At 70.7% G+C, this 26253-nt stretch carries 21 protein-coding genes; 10 read left to right on the top strand and 11 right to left on the bottom strand.

The genetic code is table 11. The annotated features are described in order from the left end of the window. Nucleotides 1-24 precede the first annotated feature (24 nt). On the top strand, nucleotides 25-1407 hold the full coding sequence (locus PGH47_RS13900; protein ID WP_269642975.1) for a glycine--tRNA ligase: 1383 nt from the start codon (nucleotides 25-27) through the stop codon (nucleotides 1405-1407). Nucleotides 1408-1468: 61 nt separating this feature from the next. On the opposite strand, the gene PGH47_RS13895 is transcribed toward PGH47_RS13900, so the two are convergent. Then, nucleotides 1469-2578, bottom strand: coding sequence for an endonuclease/exonuclease/phosphatase family protein (locus PGH47_RS13895; protein WP_271663698.1), 1110 nt, complete (start codon nucleotides 2576-2578; stop codon nucleotides 1469-1471). 189 nt (nucleotides 2579-2767) lie between these two features. Here PGH47_RS13895 and PGH47_RS13890 point away from each other — a divergent pair, with 189 nt between their 5' ends. After that, nucleotides 2768-3379: a LysE family translocator gene (locus tag PGH47_RS13890; RefSeq protein WP_271663697.1), complete on the top strand. Its 612-nt coding sequence runs from the start codon at nucleotides 2768-2770 to the stop codon at nucleotides 3377-3379. On the opposite strand, the gene PGH47_RS13885 is transcribed toward PGH47_RS13890, so the two are convergent. Continuing rightward, on the bottom strand, nucleotides 3376-4527 hold the full coding sequence (locus tag PGH47_RS13885; RefSeq protein WP_271663696.1) for a methyltransferase domain-containing protein: 1152 nt from the start codon (nucleotides 4525-4527) through the stop codon (nucleotides 3376-3378). The genes PGH47_RS13890 and PGH47_RS13885 overlap by 4 nt on opposite strands. A 174-nt stretch (nucleotides 4528-4701) precedes the next feature. Between PGH47_RS13885 and PGH47_RS13880 the strand changes: the two genes are divergently transcribed. Further along, entirely contained in the window at nucleotides 4702-5367 is a 666-nt protein-coding gene (locus PGH47_RS13880) for a maltokinase N-terminal cap-like domain-containing protein (RefSeq protein WP_271663695.1), read from the top strand. 26 nt (nucleotides 5368-5393) lie between these two features. After that, a complete protein-coding gene (locus tag PGH47_RS13875; protein ID WP_271668049.1) occupies nucleotides 5394-5930 on the top strand; it encodes a GNAT family N-acetyltransferase in 537 nt (178 codons plus the stop codon). Here the strand turns inward: PGH47_RS13875 and PGH47_RS13870 are convergent. Next, complete coding sequence (locus tag PGH47_RS13870; protein WP_107906663.1) at nucleotides 5908-6954, bottom strand: chitinase; 1047 nt, start codon at nucleotides 6952-6954, stop codon at nucleotides 5908-5910. The two genes, PGH47_RS13875 and PGH47_RS13870, sit on opposite strands and share 23 nt — an antisense overlap. Before the next feature lie 168 nt (nucleotides 6955-7122). Between PGH47_RS13870 and PGH47_RS13865 the strand changes: the two genes are divergently transcribed. Together PGH47_RS13865 and PGH47_RS13860 are read left to right on the top strand one after the other, a co-directional pair. Beyond that, nucleotides 7123-8130 carry an aldo/keto reductase gene (locus PGH47_RS13865; protein WP_271663694.1) on the top strand — a complete coding sequence of 336 codons (1008 nt, stop codon included), beginning with the start codon at nucleotides 7123-7125 and terminating at the stop codon, nucleotides 8128-8130. A gap of 29 nt (nucleotides 8131-8159) precedes the next feature. Beyond that, nucleotides 8160-8759 carry a TetR family transcriptional regulator gene (locus tag PGH47_RS13860; RefSeq protein ID WP_271663693.1) on the top strand — a complete coding sequence of 200 codons (600 nt, stop codon included), beginning with the start codon at nucleotides 8160-8162 and terminating at the stop codon, nucleotides 8757-8759. A gap of 4 nt (nucleotides 8760-8763) precedes the next feature. Here the strand turns inward: PGH47_RS13860 and PGH47_RS13855 are convergent, their stop codons facing one another. The 3 genes from PGH47_RS13855 to PGH47_RS13845 form a co-directional block, all read right to left on the bottom strand. Beyond that, nucleotides 8764-9387 (bottom strand): GNAT family N-acetyltransferase, encoded by a 624-nt coding sequence (locus tag PGH47_RS13855; protein ID WP_271663692.1) that lies wholly within the window; start codon nucleotides 9385-9387, stop codon nucleotides 8764-8766. After that, nucleotides 9384-9602, bottom strand: a complete 219-nt coding sequence (locus PGH47_RS13850) for a hypothetical protein (protein ID WP_271668048.1) — start codon at nucleotides 9600-9602, stop codon at nucleotides 9384-9386. Before PGH47_RS13850 ends, PGH47_RS13855 begins: the two co-directional genes overlap by 4 nt. Nucleotides 9603-9737: 135 nt before the next feature. Then, the gene (locus PGH47_RS13845) at nucleotides 9738-11168 is read right to left on the bottom strand and encodes an MFS transporter (RefSeq protein WP_271663691.1); all 1431 of its coding nucleotides are present in this window, start codon (nucleotides 11166-11168) and stop codon (nucleotides 9738-9740) included. A gap of 101 nt (nucleotides 11169-11269) precedes the next feature. Between PGH47_RS13845 and PGH47_RS13840 the strand changes: the two genes are divergently transcribed. After that, the gene (locus tag PGH47_RS13840; RefSeq protein ID WP_443048487.1) at nucleotides 11270-12196 is read left to right on the top strand and encodes a helix-turn-helix transcriptional regulator; all 927 of its coding nucleotides are present in this window, start codon (nucleotides 11270-11272) and stop codon (nucleotides 12194-12196) included. 8 nt (nucleotides 12197-12204) lie between these two features. On the opposite strand, the gene PGH47_RS13835 is transcribed toward PGH47_RS13840, so the two are convergent. Then, nucleotides 12205-13650 carry an MFS transporter gene (locus PGH47_RS13835; protein WP_271663689.1) on the bottom strand — a complete coding sequence of 482 codons (1446 nt, stop codon included), beginning with the start codon at nucleotides 13648-13650 and terminating at the stop codon, nucleotides 12205-12207. A 64-nt stretch (nucleotides 13651-13714) separates the two neighbouring features. On the opposite strand from PGH47_RS13835, the gene dusB reads away from it, so the two are divergent. Beyond that, nucleotides 13715-14857: a tRNA dihydrouridine synthase DusB gene (gene dusB / locus PGH47_RS13830; protein WP_271663688.1), complete on the top strand. Its 1143-nt coding sequence runs from the start codon at nucleotides 13715-13717 to the stop codon at nucleotides 14855-14857. A gap of 23 nt (nucleotides 14858-14880) precedes the next feature. Here dusB and PGH47_RS13825 read toward each other — a convergent pair whose 3' ends face one another. The 3 genes from PGH47_RS13825 to PGH47_RS13815 form a co-directional block, all read right to left on the bottom strand. Further along, nucleotides 14881-16842: a CDP-alcohol phosphatidyltransferase gene (locus tag PGH47_RS13825; protein WP_443048486.1), complete on the bottom strand. Its 1962-nt coding sequence runs from the start codon at nucleotides 16840-16842 to the stop codon at nucleotides 14881-14883. A 337-nt stretch (nucleotides 16843-17179) separates the two neighbouring features. Beyond that, nucleotides 17180-19120 carry an amylo-alpha-1,6-glucosidase gene (locus PGH47_RS13820; RefSeq protein ID WP_271663687.1) on the bottom strand — a complete coding sequence of 647 codons (1941 nt, stop codon included), beginning with the start codon at nucleotides 19118-19120 and terminating at the stop codon, nucleotides 17180-17182. Further along, on the bottom strand, nucleotides 19117-20568 hold the full coding sequence (locus PGH47_RS13815) for an MGH1-like glycoside hydrolase domain-containing protein (RefSeq protein WP_271663686.1): 1452 nt from the start codon (nucleotides 20566-20568) through the stop codon (nucleotides 19117-19119). The genes PGH47_RS13820 and PGH47_RS13815 overlap by 4 nt, the downstream gene beginning before the upstream one ends. A gap of 121 nt (nucleotides 20569-20689) precedes the next feature. On the opposite strand from PGH47_RS13815, the gene PGH47_RS13810 reads away from it, so the two are divergent. After that, nucleotides 20690-21886 carry an ROK family transcriptional regulator gene (locus PGH47_RS13810; protein ID WP_271663685.1) on the top strand — a complete coding sequence of 399 codons (1197 nt, stop codon included), beginning with the start codon at nucleotides 20690-20692 and terminating at the stop codon, nucleotides 21884-21886. Between the two features lie 407 nt (nucleotides 21887-22293). Further along, complete coding sequence (gene ppdK / locus PGH47_RS13805) at nucleotides 22294-25014, top strand: pyruvate, phosphate dikinase (RefSeq protein ID WP_125528578.1); 2721 nt, start codon at nucleotides 22294-22296, stop codon at nucleotides 25012-25014. Nucleotides 25015-25186: 172 nt separating this feature from the next. Here ppdK and PGH47_RS13800 read toward each other — a convergent pair whose 3' ends face one another. Then, nucleotides 25187-26092, bottom strand: coding sequence for a S41 family peptidase (locus tag PGH47_RS13800; RefSeq protein WP_271663684.1), 906 nt, complete (start codon nucleotides 26090-26092; stop codon nucleotides 25187-25189). Nucleotides 26093-26253: the final 161 nt, after the last annotated feature.

Here is a 26253-nt window from a genome sequence, read left to right as displayed (position 1 = left end):
CGTCGTCGTAATGAAGAGAGCACCGTGGCCGCCGACAAGATCGACACCATCGTCAGCCTGAGCAAGCGCCGTGGCTTCGTTTTCCCTTGTAGTGAGATCTACGGCGGCCAGAAGGCCGCCTGGGACTACGGGCCGCTGGGTGTCGAGCTCAAGGAGAACCTCAAGCGCCAGTGGTGGCGCTACATGGTGACGTCGCGCGAGGACGTCGTCGGGCTCGACTCGTCCGTGATCCTGGCGCCCGAGGTCTGGGTCGCCTCCGGCCACGTCGCCACCTTCACGGACCCGCTCACCGAGTGCACCTCCTGCCACAAGCGGTTCCGCGCGGACCACCTGGAGGAGGCGTACGAGGCCAAGAAGGGCCACCTCCCGGAGAACGGCCTCGCGGACATCAACTGCCCGAACTGCGGCAACAAGGGCCAGTTCACCGAGCCCAAGCAGTTCTCGGGTCTCCTCTCCACCCACCTCGGCCCGACGCAGGACTCCGGCTCCGTCGCCTATCTGCGCCCCGAGACCGCCCAGGGCATCTTCACCAACTTCGCCCAGGTGCAGACCGCTTCGCGCAAGAAGCCGCCGTTCGGTATCGCCCAGATGGGCAAGTCCTTCCGCAACGAGATCACGCCCGGCAACTTCATCTTCCGCACCCGCGAGTTCGAGCAGATGGAGATGGAGTTCTTCGTCAAGCCGGGCGAGGACGAGAAGTGGCAGGAGTACTGGATGGAGCAGCGCTGGAACTGGTACACCGGCCTGGGCATGCGCGAGGAGAACATGCGGTGGTACGAGCACCCGAAGGAGAAGCTCTCCCACTACTCCAAGCGCACCGCTGACATCGAGTACCGCTTCCAGTTCGGCGGCAACGAGTGGGGCGAGCTGGAGGGCGTCGCCAACCGCACCGACTACGACCTGAACGCCCACTCCAAGGCCTCCGGTCACGACCTCTTCTACTACGACCAGGAGGCCCAGGAGCGCTGGACGCCGTACGTCATCGAGCCGGCCGCCGGTGTCGGCCGCGCGATGCTGGCGTTCCTGCTCGACGCCTACGTCGAGGACGAGGCGCCGAACGCCAAGGGCAAGATGGAGAAGCGCACGGTGCTGCGCCTCGACCACCGCCTGGCGCCCGTGAAGGTCGCGGTGCTCCCGCTCTCCCGCAACCCCGAGCTCTCCCCGAAGGCCAAGGGCCTCGCCCAGGCCCTGCGGCAGAACTGGAACATCGAGTTCGACGACGCCGGCGCGATCGGCCGCCGCTACCGCCGTCAGGACGAGATCGGCACGCCGTACTGCGTGACGGTCGACTTCGACACGCTCGAGGACAACGCGGTGACGGTGCGTGAGCGCGACTCCATGAAGCAGGAACGCATCTCCCTGGACCAGATCGAGGGCTACCTGGCCAGCCGCCTCGTCGGCTGCTAGCCCGCTCCACGACCGCCGCACAGTTCCCCGCACCCCATGAGGGGTGCGGGGAACTTGTCGTTCACAGGTCCAGATCGGCGTAGAGAGCGGCGTGATCGGAGGCGGCGTCGGCGCTCGACTTCACGGAGTCGAAGGACTTGATGCCCTCGGCGTGGATTCCGCGGGTCTCCAGGGCGACGTGCTGTACGCCGCTGAACACCTGCGGCGACATGAGCAGGTAGTCGATCTTGCGGCGGGGTGAGTCGCACTCACCGAAGGTGCCGGGCAGTCCCCGGTAGGCCGGGTGACTCATCGCGTCCTGAAGGCCGGTCTCCAGGAGCGCTTCTACGGGTTCGCTGTCGGGGGAGTCGTTGAGGTCTCCGGCGACCACGACCTTCGGCGAGCGCTTCAGGGCGGCCTCGTAGATCTTCGCCACCCGCCGGGCCTGGGCCAGTCGCAGCGCCGGGTCGTCACTGCTCTTGCTCTTGAGGTGGTTGCCGAGCAGCCACAAGGGCTTCTCTCCGCCGAGATCGATCTCGAACTCGGGGCAGTCCCGGCTGAACAACGGCCGGTTGTCGTGGCGCTCGAAGAGATGCGGCCGTATCGAGGTGATCGGGTGGCGGCTCAGCACTCCGATGTCGATACCGCGGATGTCGTTGCCGTCGATCAGCATGCTGTACGGGTACGGCTTCATCTTCAGGGCCCCGTCGAGGATCTGCTCGTTGAAGCGCTGCAGGGTGAGCCGGTCCTCGACCTCGACCATCAGCAGGATGTCGGCGTTGACCTCGGCGACCACTCGGCCGGTGTTCTTCACGGCGTCCCCGCCCAGGTCCTCCCGCACGAGTTCGGCCCAACCCGTCCAGTTTCCACGGCCGCTGGCGACGACCCGTACCTCGAAGTCGGCGCTACCCGGCTCTCCGAAGGTCTGGAAGAGCTTGGCTCCGCCTATCCGGGTCTGGTTCACGAAGATCGGCGGGGGGTTCTTCGGGTTCGTCTCGTAGGCCCGGTGCTTCTGGACGAGTTCGGCGATCCTCAGCTTCTCGTCCCGCTCGTACCTCCCCAGGTCCAGCAGCGACACCAACTCGGCGAAGTCGGCAAGGATACGGCGCCGTCGTTCGACATCAGGGATGCCGAGGGCCTTGGGTCGGCGGAAGAGGTTCTCCGCGTTGAAGGTGGCGATACGGATGGTCATGGCGCCTCCTCTGCGGTGGCGCAGGGCCGTCCACGGAGCCGGGGGCAGGCGCCACCGGGGGCTGCTCGCCCGACACTTCGATTCTCCGGCCATCGCCCAACCGTGTCGAACGGAGCGGTGATTGGTCCCGGAACCGGGTGGGCGATTGGCCTTGTACGGCTCCACGGCGGGCCCGGCAGGGTGGTCCGTATGAGTCTCGCCTTTCTTCTCACCACCCTCGTCGTCGTCGCGACTCCCGGTACCGGTGTCGTCTACACGCTCGCCGCCGCTCTGTCCCGTGGGCGGCGGGCGAGTGTCGTCGCCGCGCTCGGCTGCACGCTCGGGATCGTGCCGCACATGGTGGCCACGATCACCGGCGTCGCCGCGCTGCTGCACGCGAGTGCGACCGCCTTTCAGGTGCTGAAGTTCGCGGGCGTCGCCTATCTGCTGTACATGGCGTGGGCGACGATCAGGGACAAGGACGCCCTCGTGGTGGACGAGGAGCCCGCGCCGCTGTCCGTGGGGCGGGTGGTCCTACGGGGCGTGCTGATCAACATCCTCAATCCGAAGCTGACGATGTTCTTCTTCGCCTTCCTGCCGCAGTTCGTGGACCCGGCCGAGGCGAACGCGGTGCCCCGCATGCTCGTGCTCAGCGGGGTGTTCATGGCGGCGACGTTCGTGGTCTTCGCGGCGTACGGCGTCCTCGCGGCCTCCGTGCGCAGCCACGTCACCTCCCGGCCCCGGGTGATGACGTGGCTGCGGCGGACCTTCGCCGGGTCGTTCCTGGCGCTGGGCGCGAAGCTGGCGGTCACCGCCCGCTAGCGGCTCCGCCGGGTGCGCCGTGGTTCGGCTGCGGCGACGGGGGGCTGGTCGCGCAGTTCCCCGCGCCCCTTGGGGGGTGCGAGGACTCGGCGTTCCAGGTGGATCAGGAGCGGTCGGCTGCCGAACAGGCTGAGGCGTTGGACGTGGACCGGGGACAGGCCGACCGTCAGGGCGTGGGCGAGGCTGCTCGCGTCCGGCAGGAGCACCACCGCGCGTCCCTCGTCCGTGAGGACCCTGGCGAGTTCGTGCCACCAGCGTTCCGGGTGCCCGGCGAGACGGCCGCTCGCGTCGACCTGTGCGCCCCACGGCGGGTTGCACAGCACGCGGTCCACGCTGCGGTCGGCGAGGGGGAGGGCCCCGGCGTCGCCGCGGCGGACCGTGACCGGCAGCCGGCCGGCGTTCTCCCGTGCCGCCCGGCGCGCGGCCGGGTCGAGGTCGAAGCCGAGCAGGGTGGTGCCCGGCGCCGTGTGATGGGCCTCGATCAGCAGCGTGCCCGCGCCGCAGCAGGGGTCCAGCACCCGTTGTCCCGGCCGTAGTTCGGCGGCCTGGGCCATGGCGGCGGCGACCGGCGGGTGCAGGGTGCCCGGGATCGTCGCGTTCTTGTAGGCGCGCCGGTGCGCGGGGCGCCGGCCCAGACGCAGCAGCAGGGTGGCGTCGGTGCCGTCCAGGGTCAGCCGCCAGCCGCTGTGGCCGGGCGGGGGCGCCTCGCCGTGCCGGCGCGAGTGGTACGGCAGCCCCGCCCGCTCGGCCAGCACCCGGCCGACGGTGTCCTCGATGTCGTAGCGGTTGTACGTCCTGCGGCCCAGGAAGGACGCCGAGATCTCGATGCCGTCGCCGAAGCCGGACGGGCCGCCCAAGGTCCGGCGGTCGCGGGCCAGGTCCGCCAGGTCGAACTCGCGGGCCAGGGAGGCCAGTTCGGGCAGGTCGCTCTTGTGCGGGCCGATGTCCGGCCGGCGGTGGGCCGGCAGGAAGACATCGTCGGCGGTGCGGAGCCGAGGGGCGATGTCGTCGTCGGTCACCCGGAAGCCCACCTCGCGGTGGCCGATCCGGTCGATGGTCGCGGAGTGCGTCCGCAGAACCTCGGTGCCGAGGGCGGACTCCAGCCCGCGTACGCACCGGGCCACCAGGAACACGCGCGGTGTGCGCATGATGCCGTCTTCTCCCACGTCGAAGCCCGGGACGGTGGAGGACCGTCCCGCATCGCCGGCGCCGGGGTGTTCCGCGTCGTGCCGACGGAGCGGCTAGCGGAGGTGGAAGAAGTACGTCGTCATCATGATCGAAAAAGCGTACCAGTCGGTCGGGTTTCCGTGAGAGCCTGCGGCATGGCCATCATTCACCACACCACCCTCAAGCCGACGAAGCTGGAACTGCTCACCGCGTGGCTGCCCACCCGCCCGTGGTACGTCGGCGCCGGTGAAGCCCGGCCGGTCAAGGCCGGTGGCTTCCGGCTGGACGACCCGGAGGGCGAGGTCGGGATCGAGTTCATGGTGGTGACGGACGACTCCGGTCCGGAGACGGTCGGCTATCTGGTTCCGCTGACGTATCGCGGCGCTCCTCTCGAAGGCGCCGAGCACGCCCTCGTCGGCACCATGGAGCACGGGGTGCTCGGGCCGCGCTGGGCCTACGACGGCTGCCACGACCCGGTGCTGGTCGACCGGTTGTGGGCGCTGATCGAGGGGCGGGCCGAGGCCCAGGCGCAGAGCGTCACCGACGCCGTCGACCGGGAGGTCACCCGCTCCTACGCCGGTCCGGGCCTCGGGGCGGGGCAGGTCGCCGCCCCCGTCGTCGAGGACTCGGCGAGCGGCACCCTGCTGGCCGCGCCGGACGGCACGACCCTGCGGCTGCACCGTGTCCTGCGGCCCGCCCCGCAGGGTGCCCCGCTGCCGCCCGAGGGGGCCATCGGCCATGTCGGCGGCGCCTGGCAGTTGCCCGACGGCACCCGTGTGCAGGGCCTGTTCGCCGCCCTGTACGCCGATGGACTGGGCTGAGGGCAGGTGTCCCGGGGTTGCGTGAGGTGGAACTGTCCGACGGGGTGATCACCCTGTCCCCGCTGCGCCCGGCCGACGCCGAGGCCCATCTCGCGGGCGAGGACGAGCAGTTGGTCCGCTGGCTCAGCGGCGGCCCCGGCACGCGCGAGGGCGTCGACGCCTACATCCGGCACTGCGAGGAACAGTGGGCGACGGCCGGCTCGCTGCGCGCCTTCGGCATCCGCGCGGGCGCCGACGGGACGCTCGCGGGCACGATCGACCTGCGCTTCGCGGCGGAGGGCCTCACCCGCGGCCAGGTCAATGTCGCCTATGGCCTCTATCCGGCGTGGCGGGGACGCGGCCTGGCCACCCGCGCCGTCCTCCTGGTCTGCCGGTACGCGGCCGGCGTGGGCAGTAAGGAGGCCGTGATCCAGGTGGGGCCGGGGAACGCGGCGTCCATGGCAGTGGCCCGCCGGGCGGGGTTCACGCCCGGCGGGCAGCGGTTCACCGATGACGGCACGCTGCTCGACCGGTATGTCCGGGACCTGCGTGCCCCCGGCGTCAACGGCCCTGCAACGACCTGACGTTGTCGCCGAAGGTCCAGTTCTTCGAGCCGTCCCAGTTGATCGACCAGGTCATCAGGCCCTTGAGCGAGGTGCCGTAGTGCCGCCAGGCCTGGGCGACGAGGGACGGTGACATGTAGCCGCCGCCCGCGCCGGACTGTGCGGGCAGGCCGGGCACCTGCTTGTCGTAGGGCACCTTGATGGTCGTGCCCTGCACTACAAGGCCCTTGTTGAGGCAGTCCGTCTGGGCGGTGAAGCCGGCGACGGTGCCCGCCGAGTAGGAGTCGCCGGAGCAGCCGTACATGCTGCCGTTGTAGTACTGCATGTTCAGCCACCACAGGCGGCCGTTGTCGGCGTACTTCTTGATGATGGGCAGGTACGCGCCCCAGATCGAGCCGTAGACGACGCTGCCGCCGGTGACGTACGCCGTCTCCGGGGCCATCGTCAGGCCGAAGTTGGACGGCATCTGCGCCAGGATCCCGTCGATGATGCGGATCAGGTTGGCCTGGGACGTGGACAGTTGGCTGATGTTCCCGCTGCCCACCAGGCCCGTCTCGATGTCGATGTCGATGCCGTCGAAGTTGTACTTCTTCAGGATCGGCACGATCGTCGCGACGAACCTGTCCGCGACGGCCGTCGAGTTGAGGTCGATGCCGGCGGTCGCGCCGCCGATCGAGAGCAGGATCGTCTGGCCGGACGCCTTGGCCGCGCACATCTCCGCGGGGGTGGCCACCTTCACCCCGCTGTCCATGCCGTCCTCCCACAGGGCCGTGCCGTCGGAGCGGATGACCGGGAACGCCGCGTTGATCACGTTGTAGCCGTGCGCGGCCATGCGGGAGTCGGTGATCGGGGTCCAGCCGAAGGGCGGGTGGACGCCGTTGGCGGCGCCGTCCCAGTTCTCCCAGTAGCCCTGGAGGACCTTGCCGGACGGCTTGGACTTCACCGCGCAGGTGTCGGCGGCTGACGCGGGGGACGCGGCGGGGAGCTGGGCGAGACAGACGGTCGCCAGAGCCGCGGTGAGCAAGCTGAGGGCGCGGCGGAGCATACGGGGCCTCCCGGTGGGGGTCGGGGCGCGATGTCGTAGGCATGACAGTGCTCGTGGTCCAGACCTTTCGTCAATAGGTCTGGACCACATTGGGGGGCAGGTGAGTGCGCTGACAAGTATGGAATGACAGATATTGAAATCTGTCAGCTGTTAGGGCATGGTGGAGGCATGACGATGCAAACCCGCTCCCTCGGAACCACCGGCCCCCAGGTCTCCGCCCTCGGCCTCGGCTGCATGGGCATGTCCGCGCTGTACGGCGACGCGGACCGGACCGAGTCGATCGCCACCGTCCACGCCGCCCTCGAAGCGGGCGTGACGCTGCTGGACACCGGCGACTTCTACGCCATGGGCCACAACGAGATGCTGATCGGCGAGGCGCTGCGCACCGCACCCGCCGCCCTGCGCGAACAGGCCCTGGTCAGCGTGAAGTTCGGCGCCCTGCGCTCCCCGGACGGCGACTGGATCGGACACGACGGCCGCCCGGCCGCCGTGAAGAACTTCGCCGCCTACTCCCTCCAGCGCCTGGGCGTCGACCACATCGACGTCTACCGGATCGCCCGGCTCGACCCCGACGTACCGATCGAGGAGACCGTCGGCGCGATCTCCGAACTGATCGAGAAGGGATACGTCCGCCACGTCGGCCTCAGCGAGGTCGGCGCGGACACCATCCGCCGGGCCGCCACCACCGCCCCGATCGCCGACCTTCAGATCGAGTACTCCCTGATCTCCCGCGGCATCGAGGAGGAGGTCCTGCCGGCCACCCGTGAACTGGGCATCTCCATCACCGCGTACGGCGTCCTGTCGCGCGGGCTGATCTCCGGTCACTTCACCCGCGACCGGCAGCTCGCCGCCAACGACTTCCGGGCGTACTCTCCCCGTTTCCAGGGCGAGAACCTCCAGCACAACCTCGACCTCGTCGAGGCCCTGCGGAAGATCGCCGGGCAGAAGGGCGTCTCCGTCGCCCAGATCGCCATCGCCTGGGTGCTCTCCCGCGGCGACGACATCGTGCCGCTCGTCGGCGCCCGCACCCGCGAGCGGCTCACCGAGTCGCTGGGCGCGCTGGACGTCACGCTGGACGACGCCGACCTCGCGGCGATCGAGCGGGCGGTCCCGGCGGACGCCGCGGCGGGCGACCGCTACCCGGCCCCGCAGATGGCATACCTGGGCAGCAAGTGACCAGCCCCCTGCCAGGTACGGTCTAGAGCATGCCACCGACGCCCCAGACCCTGACCGCCGAGCGCATCCTCGAAGCCACCGAGGAGGTGCTGCGCCGCCACGGCCCGGCCAAGGCCACCGTGGTCGACGTGGCCCGCGCGCTCGGCGTCAGCCATGGCAGCGTCTACCGGCACTTCCGTACCAAGGCGGCGCTGCGCGAAGCGGTCACCAAGCGGTGGCTGGACCGGACCACGCAGGTGCTCGCGGCCATCGTCGCGGCACCCGACCTGGAACCGGAGACCCGGGTGCGCGAGTGGCTCGCGGCGCTGTTCGCCGCCAAGCGCCGCAAGGCGTTCGACGACCCGGAGCTGTTCGCCACCTACACGGTGCTGACCACCGAGACCGCCGAGACGGTCGTCGGCGAGCACATCGCCGAACTCACCGGCCAGCTCACCGAGCTCGTGCGCGCGGGCGTCGCCGCGGGCGCCTTCACCGCCGAGGACCCGGCCGTCACCGCGGGCGCCCTGTTCCAGGCGACCGGCTTCTTCCACGACCCGCACTACGCCCGGGAGTGGGAACGGCCCGGCGTGGAGGGCGACTTCGAGGCCCTCGTGGACCTGCTGCTGTGCGGGCTGCGGGCCCGCGGCTGAGCCGTCACAGGGTGTCGAGTGCGCCCGTCGTACGGCCGAGGAAGGTGACCGGGCCCGGGTCCGGGACGGCTATCTCGTGGAAGCCCAGCCGGTCGTAGAACGCCCGCGCCGGGGTGTTGGCGGTGACCATCGTCAGGTGCACCGCCGGGACCCCCTTGTCCCCGAGGGCCTGCAGCAGGGTGCGCATCAGCGCGCGCCCGTGGCCGCGGCCCTGCCAGCCGGGCAGCAGGTCGATGTGGAGATGGGCCGGGTAGGCGGCGACCTCCGCGACGAGCATCCGCTCCGGGTCGTGCAGCAGCCCGACCAACTCCTCGTCCGGCGTACGGGGCGGCCCCTCCGGCAGGGGATACCGGCCGGCGGCCGACGGCAGCCACCGTGTGCGGAACGCCGTCACGAAGCGCGGGGTGTCCGCGGCGCCCACGACATAGCCGACGGCCCGCCCGTCCCCGTCGTCCAGGACGAACGCCAGGTCCGGCTCCAGGACGGCGTACGGGACCGCGAAGGTCGCCGGGAAGATGCCGGGGTCCCGGTAGTGCGGCCGGCTGTCGCCGCCCAGGTGCGCCGTGCGGACGCAGATGTCCTCGACGGCCTCGCGGTCCCCGGGCCGGTAGCGGCGGATGAGGCTCATCCGCCGGTCTGCGACTCGGTCGGGTCCACCGTGGCCTGGTGGGCCTCGGCCAGATGCTCCTCCGCCTTCAGCCAGGGCAGGAACTGCGCGCCCTTGCGCCAGCCACAGGTGTCGCATCTGACCGTGCGCTGCGTGCCCCTGCGGAGTACCCGTACGACATGTTCTCGTCCGTGGTGGTCCCAGCGGCTCACCTTGCTCGTGTTGATCTCCAGCATGACGCCTCCAGCGTCCGAGGACATCGAGATTCCATGCGCGGCGCCGCGCAGCAAGGAGTGTGCAACAAGACCAACATCAACAGGGACTCCCGCCCGGCGAGTTGACCAACCTGTGGCCACACCCTCACAACTCGCTCAGGAGATCGTGCGCGGCAGACGCAGGCTGAGCAGGCCCGTCAGCGCCACACCGGCCAGCTGGACCAGCAGCGTCGTCACCAGGGCGTCCCGCATGCCCGCCCCCGGGACGAGGGAGAGGAACAGGGTGCCGAGGGTCGCCACACCCAGCGCCAGCGCCGACTGCTGGGTCGTGATCATCACCCCGCTGCCCACGCCCGCCCTGGCCGGCGGCACCTCGGACAGCACGATCCGGAAGACGACCGGGAGTTGGAGGGCCTGGCCCGCACCGGCGATCGCCGCGCCCGGAAGCAGTTCGAGCAGGCCGAGGTCCGGCCAGGAACGCCAGGCGGCCAGCGCTATCAGGGCCACGCCGACGCCCTGGATCGCGGCACCGGCGGTCACGATCCGGGTGCCGTACCGGGCGACCAGCCGCGGGCCGGCGAGCGAGACGAAGAAGAACGCCACCGCCATCGGCACCAGCGCAAGACCCGCCCCGACCGGACCGAGCCCCGCACCCTGCTGCAACGCCACCGCGATCACGAACATGAAGCCGCTGAAGCCGATCGAGAACGGCACGATCATCACCAGACCGCGGCGCAGCGACAGCAGGCCGAACAGACTCGGCGGCACCAGCGGCGTACGGCCCTTGCGGTCCGCCCTGCGCTCCACCGCGTAGAACGCCGCCGCCACGAACGGGAACGCCGCCAGCGACAGCCACGTCCACAGCGGCCAGCCCGCCGCCCGGCCCTCGGTGAGCGGGGCCAGCAGCGTGATCAGTGCGGCGGCGAGCAGGACCGTGCCGGGGCCGTCGAGCGGCTCCGGGTGCTGGGAGCGGGTCTCGGGGACCGTGCGGGCGGCCAGGAACAGGCCGACCAGGACGACGGGCACGTTCACCAGGAACACCGAGCGCCAGCCCGTGCCCCAGATGTCCGCCGCGACCAGGACGCCGCCGAGGATCTGCCCGGCGACCATCGACAGGCCGGCCGTCGCGCCGTACAGGCCCATGGCCTTCGCGCGGCGCCCGCCGCTGGTGGCCGACTGGATCGTGGCGAGCACCTGCGGCAGCATCGCCGCGGACGCCGCGCCCTGCGCGACCCGCGCCGCGACGAGCATCCACGCGCTGGGGGCGAGGCCGCACGCCAGCGACGTCAGCCCGAAGGCCGCCATGCCGCCGAGGAACAGCCGACGCCGGCCGAACAGGTCACCGAGCCGCCCGCCGAGGACGAGCAGCACGGCGTACGCCAACCCGTAGCCCGCCACCACGAGTTCGAGCACGGCCTCGCTCGCCGCGAGGTCGTGGCCGATGGTGGGCAGGGCCACGTTGACGATGAAGAAGTCGATGAGGGGCAGTGCCGCTGCGAGCAGCACCGTGAACAGGCCGAGGCCACCGAGCGAGGGCGCCGCCGCGGTGGCCCGGTCGGCCTTGTGCGAAGTGATGGTTTCGGTCACGCTCACCAGGCTGCGACGGCCCGGAGACTGGTACCAGAGTGTCCTTATCCTGGTAGCGGAACCACCTGGAAACAGGGTCGGGGAAGCGGCAGGCTGGAGGAATGACGACCATGGCGCAGGAGACGACGGCGACCGCGGACGGCTCGCACGGTACGGCCGCCTCGGCGGTCCGCCGCCATGAACTCGCCGCCTTCCTGCGCCATCGCCGCGAGCACATCACCCCCGAGCAGGTCGGCCTGCCCCGCGGCAGCCGGCGCCGCACACCCGGCCTGCGCCGCGAGGAGGTCGCCCACCTCGCCGCTGTCGGGGTGACCTGGTACACGTGGTTGGAGCAGGCCCGCGACATCCAGGTCTCCGTCCAGGTCCTCGACGCCCTCGCCCGCACCCTGATGCTCGACCCCAGCGAGCGGTCCCATCTCTTCCAGCTGGCCGGGGCGGTGGACCCCACGCCCGCGACGGCCTGCCCGTCGGTGACGCCCGCGATGCGGGCAGTACTGGAGCAGCTGGAGCCGTATCCGGCGTGCCTGCAGAACAGCCGGTACGACATCCTCGCCCACAACCGCACCTACGGCCTGCTGCTCTGCGACCTGGAGGCGGTGCCGCCCGAGGACCGCAACTGCATGATCCTGTCGTACACCAACCAGGACTGGCAGTCCTCGATCGTGCACCTGGAGGAGACCCAGCGCCTGATGGCCGCTCGCTTCCGGGCCGCGATGGCCGGTCATCTCGGCGAGCCCGCCTGGAAGATGCTCCTCGGGCGCCTGCGCACCGAATCCCCCGAGTTCCGCGAGGTCTGGGAGCGCCACGAGGTGGTGTCCCACCGCAGCAAGCGCAAGGAGTTCCTCAACCGCCACGTCGGCCGAATCCTGGTCGACCACACCGACCTGTGGCTGAGCCCGGACGTGGGCCCGAGGATGGTGACTTACGTCCCGGCGGACGAGGAGTCGGGAGTACGACTGGAGAAGCTGCACGAAATCGCCCTCAAAGGGGCGCGGGGAACTGCGCGGCCAGCCCCCACTCACCGATAGCCGCCGAACTACGCGACAACCCGGGACGCATCGCGAATCTCGGCGGACTCCAGCGTCTGAGCCGTACGTTCAGCAGTCCTGCGTGCCCACGGCCCACTCGTCACGGCGCCCACGACAAGGACGAGCAGCCCGCACCCCGTGAGAACCCACCACCCAGGCCCGGCGGCGGCCACGAACGACTCCCGGTACGAGGACGAACCGATCCCGGCCGCCAGCACCGCCCCGATCACCGCCACCCCCAGCGTCTGCCCCAGCTGACGACTGGTGGAGGCGACGGCGGCCGCGACCCCGGCCTGGGCCCGCGGCATCCCCGACACCGCCGTATTGGTGATCGGCGCGTTCACGAACCCGAACCCGATGCCGAACAGCACGTACCCGAGCAGCAGCGTGACATTGGACGTCTCCGCCTCGAAGAGCGCGAACAGCGCGCAGCTCGTCGTCATCGCGACGCCCGCGACCAGCAGCGGCAGCCGCGGCCCCCGGCTGCCGACCAGCCGCCCGGACAGCGGTGCGCACAGGAACATCGGCGTCGCCATCGGCAGCATCCACAGACCCGCGTGCAGCGCGTCCAGCCCGCGCACGTTCTGCAGGTACAGCGTCGACAGGAACAGGAACCCGCCCAGCGCGGCGAACGCGCCGATCGCGATCACCGTGGCCCCGCTGAACGGCGCCGACCGGAAGAACCGCAGGTCGATCAGGGGCTCGGCACGGCGCGGCTCGTACCAGAGGAGGCCGAGCAGGGCCGCCGCCGCGACCGCCGCGAACGGCAGCACCGAGGCGAACCCGGCGTTCGGCGCCTCGATGATCGCGTACGTCAGCGCGCCGAACAGCGCGATCACCAGGAGCTGGCCCACCGGGTCCAGCCGGCGGGCCTTGGGCGCCCTGGACTCGGGGACGAAGCGGAGGGTGAGCAGGAGGGCGGTCAGGCCCACCGGAAGGTTGACCCAGAAGATCGCACGCCAGTCGACCGCGTCCACGAGCAGACCCCCGACCAGCGGTCCCGCGGCCATCGAGATGCCGACGACACCGCCCCACACGCCGATCGCCCGCGCCCGTTCGCGCGGGTCGGTGAAGGTGTTGGTGATGATCGACATCGCGACCGGGTTGAGCATCGAACCGCCGACCGCCTGCACCATCCGGAAGACGATCAGCGAATCGAGGGTCGGTGCGGCGGAGCACAGGGCCGAGCCGATGGTGAACAGGATCAGGCCGGTCATGAAGACGCGTTTGCGGCCGATCCGGTCCGCCGTGGAGCCGGCCAGCATCAGCAGCGAGGCCAGGACGAGGGTGTACGCGTCGATCGTCCACTGCAGCCCCGATGTGCTCGCGCCGAGATCGCGCTGCATCGCGGGGAGGGAGACGTTGAGGGCCGTGGTGTCGAGGCTCACGATCAGCAGGCTCATGCAGCAGATCGCGAGGACCAGCACTCGGCGGCGTGGGCTGAGCTCCGGCATCCTTGAATAGTACGCCTAACTAATGAATTTAGCCGCACCCGGTCCGGTACGTGAGAATGGGTGGATGCCCACGACCGCCTCGCCGTTGCAGATCGGCCCCCACACCGTCCAGCCGCCCGTCGTCCTCGCCCCCATGGCCGGGATCACGAACGCGCCCTTCCGCACCCTGTGCAGGGAGTTCAGCGGCGGCAAGGGGCTGTTCGTCAGCGAGATGATCACGACCCGGGCGCTGGTCGAGCGCAACGAGAAGACCATGCAGCTGATCCACTTCGACGCGACCGAGAAGCCGCGCTCGATCCAGCTGTACGGCGTCGACCCCGCCACCGTCGGCAAGGCCGTCCGCATGATCGCGGAGGAGGGCCTGGCCGATCACATCGACCTGAACTTCGGCTGCCCGGTGCCGAAGGTGACCCGCAAGGGCGGCGGCTCCGCGCTGCCGTTCAAGCGGAACCTGCTGCGGGCGATCCTGCGGGAGGCCGTCAGCGGGGCCGGTGACCTGCCGGTCACGATGAAGATGCGCAAGGGCATCGACGACGACCACATCACCTACCTCGACGCCGGGCGGATCGCCGTCGAGGAGGGCGTCACGGCCATCGCGCTGCACGGCCGCACCGCCGCCCAGCACTACGGCGGCACCGCCGACTGGGACGCCATCGCGCGCCTGAAGGAGCATGTGCCGGAGATCCCCGTGCTCGGCAACGGCGACATCTGGTCGGCCGAGGACGCGGTGCGGATGGTGCGCGAGACCGGCTGCGACGGCGTGGTCGTCGGACGCGGGTGCCTCGGGCGGCCCTGGCTGTTCGCCGACCTGGTCGCGGTCTTCGAAGGACGTACGCAGGACATCGCGCGGCCGACGCTGCGTGAGGTAGCCGACGTCATGGTCCGGCACGCCACGCTGCTCGGCGAGTGGATCGGCGACGAGGCGCGCGGTGTCATCGACTTCCGCAAGCACGTCGCCTGGTACCTGAAGGGCTTCGCGGTCGGCTCCGAGATGCGCAAGCGGCTCGCGATCACGTCCTCGCTCCAGGCGCTGCGCGGCGGTCTCGACGAGCTGGACCTCGACCAGCCCTGGCCCGCCGGCGCCGACGGGCCCCGCGGCCGTACGTCCGGCAACAACCGGGTGGTGCTGCCGGACGGCTGGCTGAAGGACCCCTACGACTGCGCGGGCATCAGCGAGGACGCGGAGCTGGACACCTCCGGGGGCTGATGCGCCCGTGCGGTCCGGCGGGGCTACTTCGACGGGTTCGGCGTGGAGCCGTAGGCCGTCAGGAAGCGGTCACGGAAGGAGCTCATCTTCCACACCGGGGCCTTGGGCGCGGGCTGGAGGCCGTCCGTCCAGTTCCAGTCGGCGATCTTGTCCAGCACCTTCGGGTCCTTCGCGACGATCGAGATCGGCACGTCCCGGCTGGCCCTGACGCCGCTGACCCGGGACATCGGCTGGTGGTCGCCCAGGAAGACGAGGACGGTGTCGTCGGTGCCGTAGCGCTCCAGCCACTGGGTGAGGCTGGTGACGGAGTACGAGACGGACTTGCCGTACTCCTGCTTGGAGCGGGTGGAGTCGGAGATGATGTCTCCCGGCTTCACGCCCGCCTTCTGGATGGACTTGAAGACCGAGCCGTCACCCAGATCGTCCCAGTCGACCATCTTCGGGATCGGGGCCCAGGGCTGGTGGCTGGAGGTCAGGATGATCTCCGACATCAGGGGCTTGTCGCGCTCCTTGCCGTGGACCTGGCGCTGGAAGGCTTCCAGGGCGTACTGGTCGGGCATCGTCGACCAGCTGAACTTCGGTCCCTTGTAGCCGAGTTGGAAGGCGTTGTAGACCTTGTCCAAGCCGTAGTACTTCTGTTCCGGCCAGCTCTTCTGCACGCCCGGCATCACGCCGACCGTGTCCCAGTCGCCGGTCTTCTTGAAGACCTTGGTGAGGCTGAGGTGGTCGCTGGCCATGACCGTGCGGTAGCGCTGCTGGTTGTCGATCCACAGGCCGGACAGGGTGGTGGAGTGGCCCAGCCAGCTGTTCCCGCCGAACGTCGCCGACGTCAGCCAGCCGCTCTTCGCGTGGAAGCCGGCCTTCGCCAGGGCCTTCGTGCTGGTGTCGAGCGTGCTCGTGACGCCGGGGGCGATCTCCGGGTCCTCGATCGCGCTGCGGCCGTAGCTCTCGATGAAGGTGAAGACGATGTCCTTGCCGCGCAGGTCGGGGACGAGCTGGGCGGGTGGTGTGCCGCCGAACGTGTCGGCCTTCGCGTCCTTGGCGAACTGCGCCTCGTCGCGCAGGGTGTCCAGCGCGCGGTGGGCGTGCACCTTGACGACGCCGGCGGTGTGGTCGGCGGCGATCGGCACGCCGGCGATCTGGACGCCGAACGCCGTGCAGGTGATCCAGACGGTGCCGGCCATCAGGGCGCCCTTGGACGCGTTCGCCTTGTGCCGGGCAAGGAGGTTGGCGACGTGGACGGTGGCGAGGGCGACCACGGTTATCAGGACCACGGCGAGGAGTATCGCGCCGACCGTGAGCAGCACCGCGGTGGAGCCGCCCATGGAGTCCTGCATGTACGACTGGGCGTCGTCGAGGAGTTCCCAGTCCAGGACGATGTTGAAGTGCCGGCCCAGGTACTCGTTGAAGCCCATGTCCAGGACGTTGAGGACGGTGAGGGCGCCGAGAGCCGCGCCGGATATCGCCGCGGTGATCAGGCGGGGGCGGCGGGGGAGGCTGAGGAGTACGGCGGCGCCGATGACCGCTTCCGCGGGGAGGCGGACGAACTCCCGGAGTCTGAGGTTGCCGAGGGTGTTCGGCATCTGGAGGCAGACGTAGATGAGGGCGGCGGCGAGGAGGGTGAGGGCCCAGCGGAGGTATGGCCGCCGCCCCCTTTCGTCCTCGGCTCCGCCTTCGCCCGATTCCCTCCCACCCGCCCCACCCGTGACACTCTCGTCGCCGGGTGCGGGTGGCCCCTGCGGGGGTTCATCGCCGTCGGCGTCCGCGGCTTCGAGAGTCCGGTCGTCTGCCGAAGGCTCCTCTGCGTTCGCGGGGTCGCCGGGCCCGTCGCCCGTCGAGGGCTCGTCGTCGGTGGGGGCGGGGGCGAGGGTCCGGGCATCCGCCGTCGAGGGCTCGTCGGTGTCGGCGGCCGCGGGTTCGATCGGCTGGTTGTCCGGCGCGGGCTCTTCCGAGGGCTTCTTGTCGGTGGGGGCCTTGTCGGTCAAGTCGTCGTTCTTGCTGTTGGGTTGACGAAAGCGCGTGAAGACAGGCACCCGAAGGTCCTTCCGTGCGAGGCCCCTGCTGGAGTTGTGGCGGGCCTCGCTGGGGAGGCTGGGGGCCCGCCATCACCTCGTACGGGCTGGCCTGCACCTATGTTCAGCCCCCGAGCCCCAGCGCTCGGCAAACACCCGGCAAACGGCGGGCCAACAGGCTCGCGGGGGCGGCGGCCGCAGGTCGCGCGGGCCTGCAGCCGCCGATGGTGATCAGCGCCCACAAGGGCCACCCGCACCCGGCGACGAGAGTTGTACGGGTGGGGCGGGTGGGAGATGCATAGAGGGGCCGCTACGCGCCGCCCACCGCCGTCAGCAGAGCAAGCGGCGCCGCCGCCGAGCGGGACTCCCGTTCGCACGCGTGCGGGTACGGCACCGGCTCCGTGTGGGTGTCGCGGCCGTAGCCCGCCAGCACCTCCGGCAGCCGATGCCCGGTCGTGGTCGCCGCGTCCACCAGGGCGTGCGCCACCGTCCGGGCCTCGTCATGCAGGCCGTAACGCGCCAGCCCCAGGCTGATCAGGGCGTTGTCGTGCGGCCAGACCGAGCCGCGGTGGTACGACAGGGGGTGGTAGGCGGGCTGACCGGAGGCAAGCGTGCGCACGCCCCAGCCGGAGAAGAAGTCCGGCTCCAGCAGCCGCCGGCCCACCAGCTCGCCGTACTCCTTGTCCAGCAGCCCGGACCAGAGCAGATGCCCGGCGTCGGATGCGAGGGCGTCCACCTGGCGGCCCTCGCCGTCCAGCGCCAGGGCCGGGAAGGAGTGCGCCGGCATCCAGAAGTCCCGCTGGAAACGGTCGCGCAGATCGGCCGCCGCCTGCTCCAGGAGCGCCGCGTACGTCCCGTCCTGCCACGCCGTGCGGGCCAGCCACGCCGTGCGGCGCAGGGCGTCGTACGCATAGCCCTGGGCGCCCGCCGCCATCACCGGGCCGGCCGGCCGGGTGCCGTCGGAGGAACAGATCGCGCCGGGGGAGTCCTTCCAGTTCTGGTTGGCGAGGCCGCCCTGGTCGGCGCGGTAGACCAGATAGCCGCGGGTGGTCAGGCCGCCGTGGTCCAGCATCCAGCCGATCGCGGCACGGGCGTGCGACTCCAGGCGCCGCGCCAGGGGCGTGTCCCCGGTCTGCTCCACATACGCGCCGAGCAGGATCAGGAACAGCGGCGTCGCGTCCACGGAACCGTAGTAACGGCCGTACGGCACCTGCCCGAAGTGCGCCAGCTCGCCGTGCCGGACCTCGTGCACGATCTTGCCGGGCTGACAGACCCCGTCCGGTCCCGTCCGTTCCGTCGCCTGGGTCGCCGCCAGCGCCGGAAGGGTGGCCGCGGCGAGCCGGGGCCGGTAGGGCAGCGTGAAGAGCGAGGTGAGCAGGGCGTCCCGGCCCAGCAGCGTCAGGAACCAGGGGGCTCCGGCGGCCGGAACGCGCAGCTCCTCGCCGTCGGGGCCCGTCGCCGGGACCTGGAGCGCGGCGAGGTCGGCCAGGCCCCGCGCACAGGCCGCGGCGAGCTCGGGCCAGCCCGTCGGGAAGGCCACGCCCTCGACGAACTCACCCTCCTGCGAGAGGAGTTGGGCGGAGAGGGCGGCGGGGGAGCGGGGTACGCGCAGGGCCCGTTTGTCGCCGTGCGGGCGGGCCATCACGCGCAGCGTCAGCTCCGTCGTGCCGTGCGGTTCGAGGTCCAGCGCCCACACCAGCCGGCGGGCACCGGTCCCGGTCTCCTCGACGGCGTCCGGCGCGGGCTCGGCCGTCACCGTCGTCACCGAGCGCCACTCGCCCCGCTGGTAGCTGAACTCCACGCCGTGATCGAGGGCCTGGCGGCGGCGCTTGACGCCGGACTTGGCGTAGGTGCGGTGGTCCGAGCGCAGCTCGAACTGGTCGGTGAAGTCGGCGTCGACGGTCAGCGCGAGATGGATCGTCGTCGGCACCGGACGGTTGCTCGTCACACGGATCGCGTCGATGAACGAGCCGTCACCGACGGCCTGTTCGCGGAAGAGCGTGTACGCCGGAGGTTCGTCGCGTCCGCCGCGCGGCACCAGCACACAGCGTGCCGTGTCACCGTCGGCCACCGGCGAGAGCGTCTCGGGCACCGCCCCGTCCACGGTGAGCTGCCAGCGGCTCAGATGCCTGGCGTCGCGTACGAACAACCCCTCCGGAGAGCCGGCGGCCCGTACGCCGCTGATGTCGCCGGCGTCGCCCACGGCGGCGAACGTACCCCCGTACACGAGCAGATGGTGACGGTCCGTCATTCCCGGTTCCCTCCCTTGGGGTCCATGAGGTCCTCGAAGTCGTGCAGCAGGTCGAGCGTGAGCGCCGCCGTCCAGCTGAAGCGTGTGGTGCCGCAGCCCTTGCCGGTGTACGGATCGACGTACTCGGCGAAGTCGGAGGCGACGGCGAGGTCGAGCATCGCCTCGCGCAGCGCCTCGGCCCGGTCCCGCTCGCCGTGCGTGCGCAGGCCCCGCTCCAGCAGCCAGCCGGTGTTGAACCAGGCCGGGCCCCGCCAGTAGCGGTTCGGGTCGAATGCCTCGCCCAGCAGGTCGTACGACGGGGCGAGGCGGGTGGTGCGGCCGAGGCCGAAGTGCGGGCCGTGCGCCGTGCCGACCAGGGTGGCGGCGATGTCGCGCGGGAGGGTGGGCAGCAGGAGCGGGATCAGGCCGCTGACGCCGCGTTCGGGGATGAGCCCGCCCGCCCGTACGTCGTGGCAGAGGAACATCCCGCTCGCCGGATCCCACATGCGGTCGATCAGCGCCGCCGTCAGGCGCTCGGCGCGGGCGTGCCTTGCCGTGCCGGTCGCCCCCAGCTCCCGCGCGATGCCGGCCAGCGCGTGCTCGGAGGCGATGAGCAGGGCGTTGAACGCCGGGTCCTCGACGGCGAACAGGCCCGCTCGTCCCCCGCCACCACCCTCGAACGAGGCCGTTCGGGCCGCCTCCGCACTTCCGCCGTCGGCGTATCCGCGGTCCCGGTAGTCCGTCGCCAGTCGCACGTACCGCCCGTAGTCGAGATCGGTCGGCCGGTCCTCCGCCGCCCCGTGGTCGAGGTCGGCGCGGCGGAAGGAGCGGGTCGGCGCGGGCGGGACGCGGCGCAGGGGCACGTCCCAGCAGGGGCTGTTGTCCATGCCCTGTTCCCAGGGGTGCACGACCGACGCGAGGCCGGCGCCGCCGAGGTCGCGCCGGTGCAGCAGATAGCGGTGCCAGGCGGCCAGCCGGGGATAGACCCGGGTGAGGAAACCGCGCGCCCGGGACAGCCCAGGGTCGGCGCGGTGCACCAGCCAGGCGGCCAGCGCGTGCACCGGTGGCTGCACGATGCCGGAGGTCTGTACGGTGCGCGGGGCGCCCGCGGCCCGCCCGGCGGTCGAGGAGCGCCAGAAGTCGGGGCTCGGGAAGTAGGCGTCGAGCGGCACGGAGGGGTTGAAGACGATGTGCGGGACGCGCCCGTCACCCCACTGGGCATCGAGCAGTGTCTCCAGTTCCGTCTGCGCCCGTAACGGCGAGACGTGCCGGAGGCCGATCGCGATGAACGCGGAGTCCCAGGACCACTGGTGGGGGTACAGACCACGTGAGGGCACCGTGGAGGTGCCGGTCCAGTTCTCCTCCAGTACGCGGGCGGCTCCGGCGTGCGGGGAATCGGCCGCGGGCGGCGGATCGTATGCAATGTCACGGTCCGCGCGGCGGGCGGTGAGTTGGGCAGTGCGATCCACTCGGGGCTCCCCGAAAAGACGTCAGGTCGACCGGTTCGGTCGGCAACACCTTAGAGTTACGTCTATTTAACACGCAAAACCTAATATGTAATGCAAGCTTGAGAAACACAAGGGGGTGTGCATGAGCGCACGGGGTCAGGCCAGCGCCGGGGAACTGCTCGAACTGGTGCGGAGCGGACGGGCCGTCACGCGCGGGGCACTTCAGCAGGCGACCGGGCTGTCCCGTGCCACCGTCGGCCAGCGCCTCGACCGCCTCTTCCGCGCCGGCTGGCTGCGCGAGGGCGCCGGCGGTCCCGTGGACTCCCCGCTGGGAGGACGCCCCTCCATCACGCTGGAGTTCGACGACGCCCACGCCATCGTGCTCGCCGCCGACCTGGAGACCCGGCACGCGCGTGCCGCCGTACTCACACTGACCGGCGAGATCCTCGCCGAGCACAGCGGGACGCTGGTCGTCGAGGACGGGCCCGAGGCGGTCCTTGGCGACCTGGGGCGCTGGTTCGCCGAGCTGCTGGAGAAGGCCGGGCGGGGGGCCGAGGAGGTCTGCGGCATCGGACTCGCGGTGCCGGGCCCCGTGGACAGCGAGACCGGCCGCGTCGTCCAGCCGCCGATCATGCCCGGCTGGGACGGCTACGACATAACGGGCCGGCTGGCGAGGGCCTTCGGCGAGGAGACCGGCGCGGCACCGGTGCCGGTCCTCGTCGACAACGACGCCAACCTCATGGCCTACGGCGAACAGCGCACCGGATACCCGGACTGCTCGGCCTTCGTCCTGGTCAAGGTGTCGACCGGTATCGGCGCGGGCGTCGTCGTGGACGGCTCGGTCTACCGGGGCATCGACGGGGGCGCCGGCGACATCGGGCACATCCGGGTGGGCGCGGACGCCGAGTGCCGCTGCGGTTCCTACGGCTGTCTGGCCGCCGTCGCCAGCGGCCGTGCCGTGGCCCGGCGACTGGCCGAGACGGGCGTGCCCGCGGCCTCCGGCTCGGACGTGCGGGACCTGCTCGCGTCCGGGCACCCGGGGGCGGCCGCGCTGGCGCGAGAGGCCGGGCGGCAGGTCGGGGACGTGCTGGCGACCGTGGTGACGCTGCTCAACCCCGGGGTGCTGATGATCGCCGGGGATCTGGCCGGGACGGCCTTCCTCACCGGGGTCCGGGAACTGCTGTACCAGCGGGCGCTGCCGCGCTCCACCGCTCATCTGGACGTCGTGACCTCGCGGCTGGGGGAGCGGGCCGGGCTGATCGGGGCCGGGGCGCTCGTCGTGGAGCATCTCTACGCGCCCGAGCGAGTGGAAGATCGGCTGGTCGCGCTGGGTGTGTGACGGCCGTGTTTCCGTTTCGAGGTCGGGTCCGCATGGTGAAATTCCGGCGGCTGTGGCAGCGTGATTCTCGCCACCCTTGATAAGGGTTCCGCTCAGATGAGCGGATCTTGAGCGACTGCACTTCTCCAAGGGGTGGCACTGGGTGCCACCCCTTGATCGTTCATCGATCGAAATCAAACGTGCGGTAAGGCTGCTCATGTGAGCGGGAAACTGCACTTGTCGACGCTCTTGCGTTCAAGAAGTGAAAACATAACCCCGTCACGGCTTGCCAAGCCTTGACTTTCGATCCACTGGCGGACGGGTGGTTACAGGCGCATGACGCGTGAGTAGACGTACCCAGGCGCCTTCGATCTGGGTATGTTCCTCGCCGTCAGGGCAGCCACCGCGTCCTCGAGGGAGTCGAGACCGTGTCGGAAAACAAAGAACCCCACGTAGCGAAGTTCGTTTACGACTTCACCGAGGGGAACAAGGACCTCAAGGACCTCCTGGGTGGCAAGGGCGCGAACCTCGCCGAGATGACCAACCTGGGGCTTCCCGTTCCCCCTGGCTTCACGATCACGACGGAAGCCTGCAAGGTCTACCTCGACAGCGGGGCGGAGCCGGCGGCACTGCGTGACGAGGTGAGTGCGCACCTCGACGCTCTCGAGAGCCGCATGGGCAAGAAGCTCGGCCAGGCCGACAACCCTCTGCTGGTCTCGGTCCGTTCCGGCGCCAAGTTCTCCATGCCCGGCATGATGGACACGGTCCTCAACATCGGACTCTCCGACAAGTCCGTGAAGGGCCTCGCCGAGCAGGCCGGCGACGAGCGGTTCGCGTGGGACTCCTACCGCCGCCTCATCCAGATGTTCGGCAAGACCGTCCTCGGCGTCGACGGCGACCTCTTCGAGGAGGCTCTCGACAAGGCCAAGGAGGCCAAGAAGGTCACGGTCGACACCGACCTGGAGGCCGCCGACCTCAAGAAGCTGGTCACCGCCTTCAAGAAGATCGTCAAGAAGGAGGCCGGCCGGGACTTCCCGCAGGAGCCCCGCGAGCAGATGGACCTCGCCATCGAGGCGGTCTTCAACTCGTGGAACACCGACCGCGCCAAGCTGTACCGCCGCCAGGAGCGCATCCCCGGCGACCTCGGCACGGCCGTCAACGTCTGCTCGATGGTCTTCGGCAACCTCGGCCCGGACTCCGGCACGGGCGTCGCCTTCACCCGCGACCCCGCCTCCGGCCACCAGGGCGTCTACGGCGACTACCTCCAGAACGCCCAAGGCGAGGACGTGGTCGCGGGCATCCGCAACACCGTGCCGCTCGCTGAGCTGGAGTCGATCGACAAGAAGTCGTACGACCAGCTGATGCAGATCATGGAGACGCTGGAGAACCACTACAAGGACCTCTGCGACATCGAGTTCACGATCGAGCGCGGTCAGCTGTGGATGCTCCAGACCCGTGTCGGCAAGCGCACCGCGGGCGCCGCCTTCCGTATCGCGACCCAGCTCGTGGACCAGGGCCTCATCGACGAGGCGGAGGCGCTCCAGCGCGTCAACGGCGCCCAGCTCGCGCAGCTGATGTTCCCGAAGTTCGACGAGGAGGCCAAGGTCGAGCAGGTCGGCCGGGGCATCGCGGCGTCGCCGGGTGCGGCGGTCGGCAAGGCCGTCTTCGACTCGTACACCGCGGTCAAGTGGTCGCGTTCGGGCGAGAAGGTCATCCTGGTCCGCCGGGAGACCAACCCCGACGACCTCGACGGCATGATCGCGGCCGAGGGCATCCTGACCTCGCGCGGCGGCAAGACATCCCACGCGGCCGTGGTCGCGCGCGGCATGGGCAAGACCTGTGTCTGTGGCGCCGAGGAGCTCGAGGTCGACACCAAGCGCCGCCGGATGACGGTCCCCGGGGGACACGTCGTCGAGGAGGGCGACGTCATCTCGATCGACGGCTCGTCCGGCAAGGTCTACCTGGGCGAGGTCCCGGTGGTCCCCTCTCCCGTCGTGGAGTACTTCGAGGGCCGCATGCACGCCGGTGCGCAGGACGCCGACGAGCTGGTGGAGGCCGTCCACCGCATCATGGCGTTCGCGGACCGCAAGCGCCGGCTGCGGGTGCGCGCCAACGCGGACAACGCCGAGGACGCGTTGCGCGCCCGTCGCTTCGGCGCCCAGGGCATCGGCCTGTGCCGCACCGAGCACATGTTCCTCGGTGAGCGCCGCGAGATGGTCGAGCGGCTGATCCTCGCCGACACCGAAGAGGTCCGCGAGGCCGCCCTCGCGGAGCTGCTGCCGCTCCAGAAGAAGGACTTCGTCGAGCTGTTCTCGGCGATGGACGGGCTGCCGGTGACGATCCGTCTCCTCGACCCGCCGCTGCACGAGTTCCTTCCGGACATCACGGAGCTCTCGGTCCGGGTGGCCCTGGCGGAGTCCCGTCAGGAGCCCCACGAGAACGAGCTGCGCCTCCTCCAGGCCGTCCACCGCCTGCACGAGCAGAACCCGATGCTGGGTCTGCGCGGCGTACGCCTGGGCCTGGTCATCCCCGGCCTGTTCACGATGCAGGTCCGCGCGATCGCGGAAGCGGCGGCGGCCCGCAAGAACGCCAAGGGCGACCCGCGCGCCGAGATCATGATCCCGCTCGTCGGCACCGTCCAGGAGCTGGAGATCGTCCGCGAGGAGGCCGACCAGGTCATCGCGGAGGTCGAGGCGGCGACGGGCACGAAGCTGAAGCTCTCGATCGGCACGATGATCGAGCTCCCGCGCGCCGCGCTGACGGCGGGCCAGATCGCGGAAGCGGCGGAGTTCTTCAGCTTCGGCACGAACGACCTCACCCAGACGGTGTGGGGCTTCAGCCGGGACGACGTGGAGGCGAGCTTCTTCACGGCGTACCTGGAGAAGGGCATCTTCGGCGTCTCCCCGTTCGAGACGATCGACAAGGACGGCGTCGGCTCCCTGGTCGCGGCGGCGGCGAAGGCGGGCCGTGAGACCCGCCCCGACCTGAAGCTCGGCGTCTGCGGCGAGCACGGCGGCGACCCCGAGTCGGTGCACTTCTTCCACGAGGTCGGCCTCGACTACGTCTCCTGCTCGCCGTTCCGCATCCCGGTGGCGCGACTCGAGGCGGGGCGCGCGGCGTCCGAGTCGGCGGGCAGCGACCACCGCTAGCGGTACGGGCCGTACGAGCCATCGAGCCCGTACGGCCCCTTCGACCCCGGAGCCGCCGTCCGTCCCCGACCCTCAAGACCGATGGACGGCGGCTCCGGATCACGAAGGAGGGCGGCACCCGTGCGGGGGTGCCGCCCTTCCGTGCGTCGCGCGTCGAGACCGTCGGGCCGGGTCAGCCTGCCAGTCGGGCGAGGGCCAGCGAGTGTGCGTGGTCGAGGGCGTCGGCAGCAGAGCAGGGGATGTCCGGCTGCACACCCGTGCCCTCCCAATTCGTGCCGGAGACGGGGTTGATGGCGCGGCCCATGGGGATGGTGGCCTCCAGGTGCGGGTGCACCGTCCAGCCCTTGCACGGATGTGCGCCGCCGCGGGTGCGCTCGCCGACGATCACGGCGCGGCCGAGCTGCTGGAGGTTGTACGCCAGCTCCTCGGCGGCGGAGAAGGTGCTGTCACTGGACAGCACGTACAACGGCTTGCTGCCGCCGAAGCGGGCGCCGGGAACGTGCGGCAGGCTCCAGGACTGCTCGCGGCGCTCGCCGTCACGCCAGTGCATGGTGTTGAGGTGGGTGCGGTTGTCGAGCAAGTAGCTGCAGACGAAGGCGACCGTGTCCGGGTCGCCGCCCCGGTTGGCGCGCAGGTCCACGATCAGCGCCCGGGCGCGGGAGACCAGGGTGAGCGCGGCACCCAGCGGTTCGGCGGCCCACTCCAGCGGAAACAGCATCGGAGCCAGCTCCAGTGCGGCGACCCCTCCGTCGAGCAGTTCCACCCGGGGTGCACCGCCCAGTGAGGAGTCGAAGTCCCGGCGCATGGCTTCCATGGTGGCCGCCCCCTGCTCGGGGGAAACCGGGTCGGTGTGGTGCTTCAGTCTCAGGTGTCGGTCGCCGTTGACGGACTGCAGGTCCGCGGTGACCGCACGGGCGAGCTCCTCGACGCCGTCGACGTCGTAGGCGCCCTCGGCGAGGCGTCGTTGCAGCAGGCCGGCGACCTGCTCGGCTATCTCGGGGAAGACGTAGTGCTCGGTCAGCAGCCGGGCGGTCTCGTCGATGACAGGGGCAGGCTGAAGCTCCGTAAGTGTCGCCATGGCAGGTAGTAGAGCACCGACCTTGCAAAAGCGTCCTGACCTTGCGCTGGCGGAGGCCTAGTTCCTCGTCCAGGGCTTGGGGCCAGTCGTCCGGCCCGGTGAAGTGAGCCCTGGCCCGTCGAATGAGCCCGGACCTGTGAAGTCGTCGCCCGCCGCGAGCT

The sequence above is a fragment of the Streptomyces sp. HUAS 31 genome, assembly GCF_028198125.1.
GTDB classification, from domain to species: domain Bacteria; phylum Actinomycetota; class Actinomycetes; order Streptomycetales; family Streptomycetaceae; genus Streptomyces; species Streptomyces chartreusis.
Note: the sequence above shows the minus strand (reverse complement) of the source record. Positions and strands in the feature narration are given on the sequence as shown.

Coding starts and splice junctions, on each gene's coding strand:
- dusB (WP_271663688.1), top strand. CDS start 13,715: ATGCCCACGACCGCCTCGCCGTTGCAGATCGGCCCCCACACCGTCCAG.
- PGH47_RS13800 (WP_271663684.1), bottom strand. CDS start 26,092: ATGGCGACACTTACGGAGCTTCAGCCTGCCCCTGTCATCGACGAGACC.
- PGH47_RS13865 (WP_271663694.1), top strand. CDS start 7,123: ATGACGATGCAAACCCGCTCCCTCGGAACCACCGGCCCCCAGGTCTCC.
- PGH47_RS13895 (WP_271663698.1), bottom strand. CDS start 2,578: ATGACCATCCGTATCGCCACCTTCAACGCGGAGAACCTCTTCCGCCGA.
- PGH47_RS13880 (WP_271663695.1), top strand. CDS start 4,702: ATGGCCATCATTCACCACACCACCCTCAAGCCGACGAAGCTGGAACTG.
- PGH47_RS13840 (WP_443048487.1), top strand. CDS start 11,270: ATGACGACCATGGCGCAGGAGACGACGGCGACCGCGGACGGCTCGCAC.
- PGH47_RS13850 (WP_271668048.1), bottom strand. CDS start 9,602: ATGCTGGAGATCAACACGAGCAAGGTGAGCCGCTGGGACCACCACGGA.
- PGH47_RS13855 (WP_271663692.1), bottom strand. CDS start 9,387: ATGAGCCTCATCCGCCGCTACCGGCCCGGGGACCGCGAGGCCGTCGAG.
- PGH47_RS13810 (WP_271663685.1), top strand. CDS start 20,690: ATGAGCGCACGGGGTCAGGCCAGCGCCGGGGAACTGCTCGAACTGGTG.
- PGH47_RS13820 (WP_271663687.1), bottom strand. CDS start 19,120: ATGACGGACCGTCACCATCTGCTCGTGTACGGGGGTACGTTCGCCGCC.
- PGH47_RS13885 (WP_271663696.1), bottom strand. CDS start 4,527: ATGCGCACACCGCGCGTGTTCCTGGTGGCCCGGTGCGTACGCGGGCTG.
- PGH47_RS13870 (WP_107906663.1), bottom strand. CDS start 6,954: ATGCTCCGCCGCGCCCTCAGCTTGCTCACCGCGGCTCTGGCGACCGTC.
- PGH47_RS13835 (WP_271663689.1), bottom strand. CDS start 13,650: ATGCCGGAGCTCAGCCCACGCCGCCGAGTGCTGGTCCTCGCGATCTGC.
- PGH47_RS13860 (WP_271663693.1), top strand. CDS start 8,160: ATGCCACCGACGCCCCAGACCCTGACCGCCGAGCGCATCCTCGAAGCC.
- PGH47_RS13890 (WP_271663697.1), top strand. CDS start 2,768: ATGAGTCTCGCCTTTCTTCTCACCACCCTCGTCGTCGTCGCGACTCCC.